General features: G+C 33.5%; 12 protein-coding genes. 11 read left to right on the top strand and 1 reads right to left on the bottom strand.

Features of this window, described 5'->3' with window-relative positions:
- Nucleotides 1-115 precede the first annotated feature (115 nt).
- The 5 genes from ACHRVX_RS08335 (at nucleotide 116) to ACHRVX_RS08315 (ending at nucleotide 4,886) form a co-directional block, all read left to right on the top strand.
- Nucleotides 116-1,801: a sodium/sugar symporter gene (locus tag ACHRVX_RS08335; RefSeq protein WP_395331138.1), complete on the top strand. Its 1,686-nt coding sequence runs from the start codon at nucleotides 116-118 to the stop codon at nucleotides 1,799-1,801.
- Nucleotides 1,802-1,993: 192 nt separating this feature from the next.
- Entirely contained in the window at nucleotides 1,994-2,386 is a 393-nt protein-coding gene (locus ACHRVX_RS08330; RefSeq protein ID WP_395331136.1) for a helix-turn-helix domain-containing protein, read from the top strand.
- 441 nt (nucleotides 2,387-2,827) lie between these two features.
- A complete protein-coding gene (locus ACHRVX_RS08325; protein WP_395331134.1) occupies nucleotides 2,828-3,433 on the top strand; it encodes a hypothetical protein in 606 nt (201 codons plus the stop codon).
- 691 nt (nucleotides 3,434-4,124) lie between these two features.
- Nucleotides 4,125-4,283, top strand: coding sequence for a hypothetical protein (locus tag ACHRVX_RS08320; RefSeq protein ID WP_395331132.1), 159 nt, complete (start codon nucleotides 4,125-4,127; stop codon nucleotides 4,281-4,283).
- Between the two features lie 6 nt (nucleotides 4,284-4,289).
- On the top strand, nucleotides 4,290-4,886 hold the full coding sequence (locus tag ACHRVX_RS08315) for a GNAT family N-acetyltransferase (RefSeq protein ID WP_395331130.1): 597 nt from the start codon (nucleotides 4,290-4,292) through the stop codon (nucleotides 4,884-4,886).
- Here the strand turns inward: ACHRVX_RS08315 and ACHRVX_RS08310 are convergent.
- Complete coding sequence (locus ACHRVX_RS08310) at nucleotides 4,883-6,145, bottom strand: NAD(P)/FAD-dependent oxidoreductase (RefSeq protein ID WP_395331128.1); 1,263 nt, start codon at nucleotides 6,143-6,145, stop codon at nucleotides 4,883-4,885. The genes ACHRVX_RS08315 and ACHRVX_RS08310 overlap by 4 nt on opposite strands.
- A gap of 101 nt (nucleotides 6,146-6,246) precedes the next feature.
- Here ACHRVX_RS08310 and hutH point away from each other — a divergent pair, with 101 nt between their 5' ends.
- The 6 genes from hutH to ACHRVX_RS08280 all read left to right on the top strand — a co-directional run bounded on the left by hutH (nucleotide 6,247) and on the right by ACHRVX_RS08280 (nucleotide 12,413).
- Nucleotides 6,247-7,767 (top strand): histidine ammonia-lyase, encoded by a 1,521-nt coding sequence (gene hutH / locus ACHRVX_RS08305; RefSeq protein ID WP_213296041.1) that lies wholly within the window; start codon nucleotides 6,247-6,249, stop codon nucleotides 7,765-7,767.
- A gap of 38 nt (nucleotides 7,768-7,805) precedes the next feature.
- A complete protein-coding gene (locus ACHRVX_RS08300; RefSeq protein ID WP_395331126.1) occupies nucleotides 7,806-9,032 on the top strand; it encodes a WG repeat-containing protein in 1,227 nt (408 codons plus the stop codon).
- Nucleotides 9,033-9,128: 96 nt separating this feature from the next.
- Nucleotides 9,129-9,860, top strand: coding sequence for a 3-oxoacyl-ACP reductase FabG (gene fabG / locus ACHRVX_RS08295; protein WP_395331124.1), 732 nt, complete (start codon nucleotides 9,129-9,131; stop codon nucleotides 9,858-9,860).
- A 192-nt stretch (nucleotides 9,861-10,052) separates the two neighbouring features.
- Nucleotides 10,053-11,288 (top strand): beta-ketoacyl-[acyl-carrier-protein] synthase family protein, encoded by a 1,236-nt coding sequence (locus ACHRVX_RS08290; RefSeq protein ID WP_395331122.1) that lies wholly within the window; start codon nucleotides 10,053-10,055, stop codon nucleotides 11,286-11,288.
- Nucleotides 11,281-11,535: an acyl carrier protein gene (locus tag ACHRVX_RS08285; RefSeq protein WP_213296048.1), complete on the top strand. Its 255-nt coding sequence runs from the start codon at nucleotides 11,281-11,283 to the stop codon at nucleotides 11,533-11,535. The genes ACHRVX_RS08290 and ACHRVX_RS08285 overlap by 8 nt, the downstream gene beginning before the upstream one ends.
- Nucleotides 11,535-12,413 carry a lipid A biosynthesis acyltransferase gene (locus ACHRVX_RS08280; protein ID WP_395331120.1) on the top strand — a complete coding sequence of 293 codons (879 nt, stop codon included), beginning with the start codon at nucleotides 11,535-11,537 and terminating at the stop codon, nucleotides 12,411-12,413. The genes ACHRVX_RS08285 and ACHRVX_RS08280 overlap by 1 nt, the downstream gene beginning before the upstream one ends.
- Nucleotides 12,414-12,621 lie beyond the last annotated feature (208 nt).

The raw sequence follows: 12,621 nt of genomic DNA, 5'->3' as shown, positions 1-12,621 counted from the left end.
GTTCTAAACCATTATATAACACAATCTTAGTTTAGATTGTTTTTTAAACTAAGATTTTAAAAACCCCAATGAAAACAAACAATCACATATATTAATTTTTAAAATACTACTAACAATGAACCAGAACCTTGCTTTCGCAGATTATGCGGTATTTATTATTTATTTCATCGTAGTTTCTACTTACGGTTATACCGTTTACCGCAAACGTAAACAGGACGAACAAGATGCTAAAGCATATTTTTTGGCCGAAGGAAATTTAACCTGGTGGGCTATTGGAGCATCTTTAATTGCCTCAAATATTTCGGCTGAACAATTCATCGGGATGAGCGGTGAAGGTTTCTTTTTAGGAATTGCTGTCGCTGCTTACGAATGGCTGGCTGCTGTAGCTTTGATTATTGTTGCAGTCTGGTTTATTCCGGTATATCTTAAAAATAAGATTTATACAATGCCTCAATTCTTAAAAACACGTTATAATGAATCTACGGCATTAATCATGGCGGTTTTCTGGTTGTTTTTGTATGTATTTGTCAACTTAACTTCTATCCTTTATTTAGGAGCAGTTGCTATTAATGGTTTAGCGGGAGGAGAATATCTTCACGTAATCATGATTGGTTTAGCTGTATTTGCTTTATTTATCTCTCTTGGAGGTATGAAAGTTGTCGCTTATACGGATGTTATTCAGGTTGCGGTTTTAATTATTGGGGGTTTAGTAACTTCATATATCGCCCTTACAACGGTTGGACAATATTTTGGAGTTGGTGAAAATGCCATTGCAGGTTTCAAAGTTTTAATGAAAGAAGCTCCTGAGCATTTCAAAATGATTATTCCAAAACCTACTGCGACATCCTCTCAACTTGATATTGATAAATATTTGACTTTTCCTGGTTTGATGTCTTATCTTGCCGGTATCTGGATTATCAATTTAAATTACTGGGGTTGTAATCAATACATTACACAAAGAGCTCTTGGTGCTGATCTGCAAACTGCACGTACAGGTATTTTATTTGCAGGTATGCTAAAATTATTAATGCCATTAATTGTAATGTTGCCAGGTATTGCAGCTTTCGTTTTACACGAAAACGGACATTTACCTCAATTAGTTGGAGGAAAAGACGGCGCTTATTCTGCGGTATTGACTTTCTTGCCAACCGGATTAAAAGGACTTTCGGTAGCGGCTTTAACAGCTGCAATTGTAGCTTCGTTAGCCGGAAAAGTAAACAGTATCTCGACAATTTATACCTTAGACATTCATAAAAAATACATCCAGAAAGAAGCGGGTGAAAAACAACAAGTAAACATTGGTAGAATTGCCGTTTTTGCTGCAATGCTTTTAGCCGTTTTATTTACATGGAATGATATTTTAGGAATTGGCGGAGTGGGTGGATTTACTTATATCCAAAAATATACAGGATTTATTAGCCCTGGAGTTTTCGCTATGTTCTTTCTTGGTATGTTCTGGAAAAGAACTACCGGAACGGCTGCAATTGTGGGTGTAATTTTAGGATTTGTATTGTCAGTATTATTCAACGAATATGCTCCAATGTTATTTGGAAACGAAACCTTATTATACACCGCTTATCCTAACGGAAAAGGTGCATTCGAAATTCCGTTTCATATTTGTATGGGATTATCATTCTTCTTTACGATGTTAGCGATGATTGCAATCAGTTTCACTGGTCCAAAAGTAAATCCTAAAGCATTCGAAATAGATGCTGAAATGTTTAAAGTAAAACCACAAACAACCGTTTTAATCGTAATTACATTATTGATTATCGTGGCTTTATATGTAAAATTCTGGTAGTATTATTTTTTACTATATTATTTTTTGAAGAATTAAAGACTATCATTTTTTGGTAGTCTTTTTTTGTTTCCGAAGATTTGACTTACATTTACCGAAAGAAATTGGCTACATTTAAAAAAATTGTATTTCACTAAAAAAGCCTGTTTTTTACCAAATTATATTTTGTAAAAGAATTTTAAATACCTTTGAATTATGAGCACAGCAACTAAACCAAAACACATTGGCAGAAATATCAGCCGAATCAGAGAACTTCGCGGTATTAAGCAAGAAATACTTGCAGAAGCTATTGGACTAAGCCAACAAACGGTTTCCAGTATTGAAGGAAGCGAGGAAGTTGAATTTAAAAGACTTGTCGAAATTGCAAAAGTCCTTGGAGTTAGTGTAGAAGCAATCGAAAACTTTTCAGAAGAAAATATGATTAATTATTTTAATACTTTCAACGAGAGTCCTAATAACTTCTTTGGAAACGACAATACTACCTGCAACTTTAATCCTCTGGATAAAGTGATTGAACTTTACGAACGTTTAGTTCAGGTTGAAAAAGAGAAGAATGAATTTTTAGAAAAAATGCTAAAAGAGAAATAATATTCTTTACAACATAGCTTTTATAAAAAATGCGCAAACGTCTATTCAGACGTTTGCGCATTTTTTTGTTTCGATCTTTGTCGCTCGCGCCAGCGCAATGTCATTAAGTTAAACTTTTTTTGATAATTAGAGTAATCCAACCAAAAGTTGAAATGTGCCGTCAGGCACTAAATATTGGTAATTAAATATAGATTAGAGATACGTTGGCGTGCCGTAGGTACTCAACAAATGATAACTATTGCGTACCTACGGCACGCTATATTCATCCCGATTACTATTAACTACCAATATTTAGTGCCTAACGGCACACATTTAATAGTGCGCTGCATTACATTTTTGCTTTTAGGCTTTCATCCTATTTTTTAAAGGTTGGTAGGATTCTTTAAATTTAGAAAGATTTCACTTACATTTACAACCAAGTAATTAACTCATAATTAAAAAATGAAAAAAATAGTATTTGCATTGTTCCTTATTTCCAGAGCTGTATTTTCTCAAGACATGAATATTGTTCAGGGTAATTTTGATTTCCTTAAAGATCAAAAGGAAATCAACACCGAATTTGATTATAGTAATTTTACTATGATGAAAGAAAACAAACCCGAAGCACAATATGTTGAAGAACACAAAGCCGATTTAGATAAAAAAGCAAAAGGAAACGGAAACCTTTGGCAAAAAAAATGGATTTCAGCTAAAGAACTAATATGGACACCAAAATTTTTAGAAATAGGAAACATTGTATTATCTAAAGGAAAAAAAGATTTAAATTTTCAGGAGGGATTAAATACACCCTATACATTAATTGTACAAACTGTTTGGATTTATCCGGGTTGGGATGCAGGAATTATGAAACAACCTGCAAAAGTTACTACTAATTTAAAGTTTGTTGAAACTGCAAACAAATCAAATGTTTTATTAGAAATTACAAGCGAAGAATCTCCGGGAGATCAATGGGGAAACAACTTTAGTAACGAATCAAGAATTGGAGAAGGATATGCTAAAACAGCAAAATCTCTTTCAAAAATGATATTGAAAAAAGCATATAAATAGCATAAAATAAGCCCGAGTTAATTCGGGCTTATTTCATTTTACAGCGAATGTATCGCTCGTGACTATATTTTAACTTTGATTGCGTTCACAAGCGCGACGCTCGCGAAAGCAGGGAAAAAGAGAAGAATGAATTTTTAGAAAAAATGCGTAAAATCTAAAACGGTATTACGCATTTTTTTGTTTTGCTATTGTCGCTAGCGCCCAATGTCATTAAGTTAAGCTTTGTTTGATAATTATGAGTAGTGCAAACCAATAGTTAAAATGTGTCGTTAGGCACTAAATATTGGTAGTTAATATAGATTAGAAGTATGTCGGCGTGCCGTAGGTACGCAATAGTTATCATTTGTTGCGTACCTACGGCACGCTATATTTATTTTCATTTCATATTAACTACCAATATTTAGTGCCTAACGGCACAAATAGTAAATTTTCAAATCGTGATTGTCATGAAATAATATGATTGTCGATTTTATGCTGTTTCCCACAATCAAAAATCTTAAATCTTTTTTATCCTTTTTTCTTATCTTAATGACATTATGCTAGCTTCCCGTTCGTGAATATATATATAATTATAGTAACTAACTTACATATTTGAATTGATTTATTGAATATAACGTTTACCTTTGCAGAACAGATTTATCTTACATAATTCTATGACACATTTATGTGTTTTAATCAAATAATAAATGTTATGGCTAAGCCAATTAAAATAACTCCTGTATTAAGAAACAAAGATGCCGCCGTTTTTTATAAAAAACTGGAAGAGAATAAGACTTCTAAAGTTAGTACAGCACGTATAATGCAAATTAGAGAAACTGCAAATCAGTTTAAAGCAATTTTAAAGAAATAATACAGAATGCCATTAAGTGACTATTCATTAATTAAACTCAAAGCTAATACTTTAATAAATAACTTTAATTGCGGAGATGATAAAGATGATGCTGATTTAAATGATTTTCTTTTTTCAAAAGCAAAATACTATTCTTCTGAATTGCTGGCTACAACATACATTCTTGAAGATAAAACTAGTACCGTTGCTTATTATAGTATATTTAATGATAGTCTAACAATTGAAGAAAGTAATTTTAATTCTAAAAATGCTTTAAAAAAATTTCTTTCAAATTTGGTTTCCCACCCTAAAAGACATCTTAAAAATATCCCTGCAATAAAAATTGGCAGATTAGCTGTGAGTAAAGATAAAAAAGGACAACGTATAGGTGAAAAGATTATTGATTTTATAATTTCTTTTAGCATAGACCATAATACTAATTGTGCCTGTAAACTTATAACTGTTGATACGTATAAAAAATCATTAGGATTTTACGAAAAAATGGGATTTATATATTTATCTGATAAAGACAAAAATGAAGATACAAGACAAGTGTTCTTAGATTTAACCCCCGTACTTAAATGCGGAAATTCAAGAATAAAATTTATACATAAAAAACCCTAGTTTACACTAGGGTTTTCTTTTTCTTCCTTCTGCATATTCAGTAAATACGCCATATTTTTAATTACATGATCGTGTTTCTTTACAAACGGATTTTCTTCGTTCCAGACATAACCTGCCAGAACCGAACAGATTTTCTCTTTTACATCAGGGTTTTCAGGTTGGTGGAAAAATAAAGTCTGAAGGTTTCCTGTGTACCATTCTTTCACGTAAGTCGTAAAAACACCAATTCCGCGTTTCATGTATTCCGTAAATTCAACTTCCCAGTCTACTACAATTCCTTGTGATTCTTTAAGGTATAATTTTGCTGCCAGCATTCCTGATTCGGTTGCAAAAGCGACTCCGGATGAAAACACAGGGTCTAAAAATTCAGAACTATTTCCCGTTAAGGCAAAACCATCACCGTACATTCTTTTTACGGCTCTTGAATAATTTTCGAGTTTTACAGGTTCAAATAAAAACTCTGTTCCTTTGAATCTCTTAATATAGTAATCTGACTTCTGAATCGCATTTCGCAAAGCTTCGGCATTGTCTTTATTTTCAGATAATGAATTAATGAAATCCGTTGGGCCTACAACTCCTAAACTTGTATTTCCGTTTGAGAAAGGAATCACCCATAACCAAACTTCGGTTTCCAGAATATCAAAAGAAATTTGAGTTCCTTCCTCGCCTTCCGGTCTGTTAATATCTTTTACATGTGTAAATATCGACGAATGCGGATCTAATTGCGATGGCGTATCAAGGTCTAAAAGTCTTGGTAAAACGCGACCGTATCCGCTGGAATCCACAATAAAATTAGCGTGAATTTCTTTTAAATTTCCGTGTTTGTCTTTTACGATCGTTTTGGATTTTTTTCCTTCAAAGGAAACTTCCAATACTTCTGATTCAAATTCAAGATCAATCCCTTTTCGAACCACTTCCTGCGCCATAGTATTATCAAAATCAGCTCTGGGCACTTGCCAGGTCCAATCCCAGCCTTCACCAAATTTTTTACTGAAATCAAAAACACAAATCTCTTCTCCTCTTATAAATCGGGCACCTAATTTTTTTTCAAAATTCATTGCATCTAAGCTTTCAAAAAGCTCAGCCTCAGCAAAATGGTCCATTACTCTCGGTATAAGGCTTTCACCAACCACAAGCCTTGGAAACTTTGTTTTTTCAACAACTTTTACCTTAACATTGTTTTTATGAAGATAAGATGCTGATACACATCCCGAAGGTCCTGCACCAATCACTAAAACATCAACAAACTCCTGTATCATATTAAAAATATTATCAATTATTAGCCTACATTTGCCATCATCAAAATAACTACAATTATTTTAATAAATAAAATTAAATTAGCACAACCAAAAACAATTTAATGAATACAATTAATGAATATTTAAGTTTAGCAGAATTCGAATCCATAATCTTTGGAAATAACAAAGTTTCGATAAGTGATGCTGTTTTAAACCGGGTAAATGAAAGCTTCAATTTCCTGAAAGAATTTTCTGGAAACAAAGTAATATATGGCGTAAATACTGGTTTTGGACCAATGGCTCAATACCGCATTAAAGAGTCTGACCAAATTCAGCTGCAATACAATTTAATTAGAAGTCACTCTTCAGGAACCGGAAAACCACTTAGCCCGGTTTGTGCAAAAGCAGCAATTTTAGCACGATTAAATACTTTGTCATTAGGAAATTCCGGCGTTCATCCGTCAGTTATCCACTTAATGGCCGAATTAATCAACAGAGATATTACACCTTTAATCTTTGAACACGGTGGTGTTGGTGCAAGCGGAGATTTAGTACAATTATCACATTTAGCTTTAGTTTTAATAGGCGAAGGCGAAGTTTTTTATAAAGGCGACAGAAGACCAACTCCTGAAGTTTTTGAAATTGAAGGTTTAAAACCAATTCAGGTAGAAATTAGAGAAGGTCTTGCGTTAATCAACGGAACATCTGTAATGACAGGAATTGGAGTTGTAAATGTTCATCACGCTAATAAATTATTAGACTGGTCATTAAAAGCTTCCTGCGCCATAAATGAATTGGTTCAGGCGTATGATGATCATTTCTCTGAAGAATTAAACCAAACAAAACGTCATAAAGGACAACAAGAAGTGGCTTTAAGAATGAGACAAAATCTTTCTGACAGTACTTTGATCCGTAAAAGAGAAGACCATTTATATTCCGGTGAAAATACCGAGGAAATTTTCAAGGAAAAAGTTCAGGAATATTATTCGTTACGTTGTGTGCCTCAAATTTTAGGTCCGGTTTTAGAAACCATCAATAATGTAGCTTCAATTCTGGAAGACGAATTTAACTCGGCAAACGACAACCCAATTATAGATGTAAAAAACAAACACGTTTACCACGGAGGAAATTTCCACGGCGATTATATTTCACTTGAAATGGATAAACTAAAAATTGTTATTACTAAATTAACGATGTTGGCAGAACGTCAGTTGAATTATTTACTGAATTCAAAAATCAACGAAATTCTTCCTCCATTTGTCAATTTAGGAACATTAGGATTTAATTTCGGAATGCAGGGCGTTCAGTTCGTTGCAACCTCAACAACTGCCGAAAGCCAAATGTTATCGAATCCAATGTACGTGCACAGTATCCCAAACAACAACGACAATCAGGATATTGTAAGTATGGGAACAAATGCTGCGGTAATTACATCAAAAGTAATCGAAAACTCTTTTGAAGTTTTAGCGATAGAATTAATTACAATCGTTCAGGCAATTGATTATTTGGTACAAAAAGATAAAATTTCATCGGTAACAAGAAAATGGTACGATGACATTAGAAACATCATTCCTGTGTTTTCAGAAGATCAGGTAATGTATCCTTTTGTTCAAAAAGTAAAAGATTATCTGATCAACAGTTAATACCTTTTTCACATTATTAATATTGAACCTTTAAAATCATGAAAAAACCACTTATTTTTTTATTCGTATTATTTATTCAATTTGTTAATAGTCAGGATCTGGCTTTGGTTAAGAAAAACGCTAAAATTGGATATATCTCCAAAGACGGAAATTTTAAAATCGAGCCTCAGTACAAATCGGCAAAAAGCTTTTCTGAAGGTTTGGCTGCTGTAGAAAACGGAGGAAAATGGGGTTTTATTGATACAAAAGGAACCTGGGTAATTCCGGCAGCTTTTGTTGATTCAAAAGATTTTAACAGCGGAATTGCAATTGTAAAAAAAGATAAGGATTGGGTTTATATTAATACTAAAGGAGAAATTCAGACTCCTCCGCCAACAGAAAAATTATTTGACTTCAATAACGGAGTTGCTTTTATAAGACAATCAGACAAAGTTGGATTAATCAATTCAAAAATGGCAATTGTTTTACAACCAAAATACGACCAAATCAAATCTTTTGAAAATGGTTTTGCAAGAGTTGAAAGCAATAAAAAATGGGGTATTATAAGTGCAGACGGTAAAGAAGTTGTAGAACCTGTTTATGATGAAATAGGTAACTATTTTAAAAATACAACCTGGGCAAGAAAAGATAAAACTTTTGGAATTGTAAGCGCAGGAAAATTTATTCCGGTTGACGATGCCGAAAAAATCTGGGATTTTGAAACTCAGGATCTGACTTATGCCAAAAAGAACGGAAAAATTGGCTTCATTGACTTAAAAGGAAACTGGACCATTTTACCTATTTATGATAAGGCAAAAGCTTTCTCAAAAAACCTGGCACCGGTTTGCGTAGGTTCTAAATGGGGATATATTAACCCAAAAGCTGAATTTGTGATTCCGCCAACCTATAGTGATGCAGAGGTTTTCAGTTCAAACGGAATCGCTCCGGTAAAAGAAAAAAACTGGGGATTTATCAATGAATCAGGAAAATTAATAATTCCAACACAATACGGGATAACTTCAAACGGCTTCGTTATTGCATTATTTGTACAACAGGACAAAGGATTTATTGATGGTTTGGCGAGAGTAAAAAACGAAGGAAAATGGGGATTTCTTAAACCAGACGGAACTGTATTAGGCAACCAATGGTTTGAAAACGCTGAACTATTCTCAAAATCAGCTGAAAAAGAAAAAGTTGTAACTGAAGTCGCTGCTGAAAAACCAAAAACAGAAGCAAAGCCTGCGACAAAACCAGTAACCAAACCCGCGGCAAAAAAGAAAAAATAAAATTTACATAAATGAAATCGCCACTAAAAAAATTGTGTCAAAACCAATAATAAAAAAGCGATCGCAATTATGACCTATAAAAAATAAAACTTACATATGAAATGTGTATTAGTAACAGGCGGTTCAAGAGGAATTGGAAGTGCTATTTGTAAAAAATTAGCCGTTGAATCCAGTTATCATATTCTGATCAATTATCATTCGAATAAAACAGCTGCCGAAGCAACACTTCAGGAAATACAAACATTAGGAGCAACCGGAGAAATTTTGGGCTTTGATGTTTCTAATTTTGAAGAAGTACAAAAAACATTAACGCAATGGCAGGAAGCAAATCCTGAGGCGATTGTAGAAGCAATTGTAAACAATGCCGGAATTACAAAAGATGGTCTTTTTATGTGGATGACTCCCGAAGACTGGAACGGAGTAATGAACACTAGCGTAAACGGATTTTTTAATGTTACGCAATTTTTTATTCAAAAAATGTTGCGCAATAAATATGGCCGAATCGTAAATATAGTTTCGGTTTCGGGCGTAAAAGGTACGGCTGGACAAACCAATTATTCAGCAGCAAAAGGCGCAATTGTTGCCGCTACAAAAGCTCTGGCTCAGGAAGTTGCCAAACGAAATATTACTGTAAATGCTGTAGCTCCGGGTTTTATTAAAACTGATATGACAAGCGAGTTAGACGAAAAAGAATTATTAAAGCTAATTCCCGTTAATCGTTTTGGCGAAGCCGAAGAAGTCGCAGATTTGGTAAGCTTTTTGATTTCAAAAAAAGCAAGCTATATTACAGGAGAAATTATCAATATAAACGGAGGAATATATTCTTAAAAATTATATTTAAACACATAGAAACATAGATTTTTTTGTGCTAAAAGAATACAAAAACGAAATATATTTCATTTCACATAGATTCGCTTTGTGTATTTCAAATAAGTGAAACGCCTTTTTTGAATTTACAAAACTATGTTTCTATGTGTTAAAACAATTACGCCTAACGAACTAAAATTACTTTGAAAGACGATGAATAAGAGAGTTGTAATCACTGGAATGGGAATTTATTCCTGTATCGGAACTTCTTTAGATGAGGTTAAGGAATCGTTATACAACGGAAAATCCGGTATTCAGTTTGATACTGAAAGAAAAGAATTTGGTTTTCAATCTGCCCTTACGGGAATGGTTCCTAAAGCTGATTTAAAAAATTTATTGACCCGAAGACAACGTATGAGCATTGGTGAAGAAACCGAATATGCTTATATGGCAACTATTCAAGCGTTGAAAAATGCAAATATAGATGATGCTTTTTTTGACAATCGTGAAGTAGGAATCATGTATGGAAATGACAGCGTTTCAAAAGCTATTATTGACGCTACAGATATTGTCCGTGAAAAAAAAGATACCGCATTAATAGGTTCCGGAGCCATTTTTAAATCGATGAATTCAACGGTAACGATGAATTTATCTACGATTTTTAAACTCCGAGGCATCAATCTTACCATAAGTGCAGCTTGTGCAAGCGGTTCTCATTCTATAGGACTAGCTTATTTTTTAATAAAAAGCGGTTTTCAGGACATTATTATTACAGGAGGTGCTCAGGAAATCAACAAATTTGCCATGAGTAGTTTTGATGGTTTAGGTGTTTTTTCAAATAGAGAAAATGAACCTGAAAAAGCCTCAAGACCTTTTGATGCTGATCGCGACGGATTAATCCCAAGTGGCGGCGGTGCAACTTTAATTCTTGAAAGTTACGAATCTGCGATTGCAAGGGGTGCCACTATTATTGCCGAAGTTGTAGGTTACGGCTTCTCATCAAACGGGGGACATATTTCTACCCCAAATGTCGAAGGTCCATCTATAGCCATGCAACGAGCGCTTGACGAAGCACAATTAAAAGCAAGTGATATTGATTATATAAATGCTCATGCAACCTCAACTCCGGTTGGAGACGGTAATGAAGCCAAAGCCATTTTTGAAGTTTTTGGTGAGAAAAATCCGTATGTAAGTTCAACGAAATCAATGACTGGTCACGAATGTTGGATGGCAGGAGCCAGCGAAGTAATTTACTCTATCTTAATGATGCAGAACGATTTCATTGCTCCAAACATAAATTTAGACAATCCTGACGAAGATGCTGCCAAATTAAATTTGGTCAAAACTACTTTAAACAAAAAATTTGACATATTTTTGTCCAATTCCTTCGGATTCGGAGGAACCAACTCTGCGTTGGTGGTTAAAAAGTTTAAATTAGACGATGAATAAAGAAGAGATTATAGCAAAAATTAATGGTTTTTTAGTTGATGAGTTTGAAGTAGATAATGATGATATTGAACCAGATGCTAATTTAAAAGACACACTTGGGTTAGATAGTTTGGACTATGTTGATTTAGTAGTTTCCATTGAAGCTAACTTTGGCGTAAAGCTCGTAGAAGTAGATTTCGTAGGAATCGCTTCTTTTCAAAGTTTTTATGATCTTATCGAAAATAAATTAAAAGCCAAAACTGCTTAATGAGCAAATGGGATGGCAAATCAAAAGGAACTGTTTTAGGGTATAGAATATTCGTTTTTTTAATACAAAAAGCGGGTGTTAAATCTGCTTATGTTTTACTTTATTTTGTTGCTTCGTATTATTTTTTATTCCTAAAAAAAAGCAATAAAGCCATTTCTTATTATTTTAAAGAAAGGCTTAAGTATTCCTGGTTCAAATCTAAAAGAATGGTTTTCAAAAGTTACTACACTTTTGGACAAACCATCATTGATAAAATTTCTATTTCGGCAGGAATGCGAAATAAATTCACCTATGAATTTGACGGAATCGAAACCCTGAAAAATCTTCTGGCAGAAAAAAAAGGCGGCGTTTTAATCAGTGCACATATTGGAAATTTTGAAATCGCCGAACATTTTTTAGGTGATATTGATATTGACTTTCAAATTAATCTTGTCACTACAGATTTAGAACATTCTGCTATTAAAAATTATCTGGAAAGCGTTGCCCAGAAACCTACCGTAAAGTTTATTATTATCAGCGACGATCTTTCGCATATTTTTGAAATTAATGCCGCACTTGCTAATAATGAACTCATTTGTTTTACGGGAGATCGCTATTTTGAAGGCACAAAATCACTTTCTGAAAAAATTCTTGGCGAAGAAGCACATTTTCCAGCGGGTCCGTTTTTAATTGCTTCAAGATTAAAAGTTCCTGTTGTTTTTGTTTATGTAATGAAAGAACCAAACTTGCATTATCATCTTTATGCACGTGAAGCCATAGGGAAACACCGCGACGAAAAAGGTTTACTAAAAGCCTATGTGGAAAGCGTAGAATCTATGCTGGCAAAATATCCTTTGCAATGGTTCAACTACTTTGATTTTTGGAATCAATTGAAATAAATATTAAGGATAAATTTTACCGCGAAGTCTGCAAAGTACTTTTTTTACATATCGAATTATATAAAAACACAAAGTTCGCAAAGCTAAATCAATAAAAAGCTTTGCGAACTTTATGTTTTCTAAACATAACAATACATAAAACTTTGCGGACTTTGCGGTTAAGAATCAAAACAAAAAGTTCGCAAAGCTAAATCAATACAAAGCTTTG

Source organism: Flavobacterium sp. FlaQc-47 (assembly GCF_044006475.1).
Lineage (GTDB): Bacteria > Bacteroidota > Bacteroidia > Flavobacteriales > Flavobacteriaceae > Flavobacterium.
This window is presented reverse-complemented; position numbering and strand designations above follow the sequence as displayed.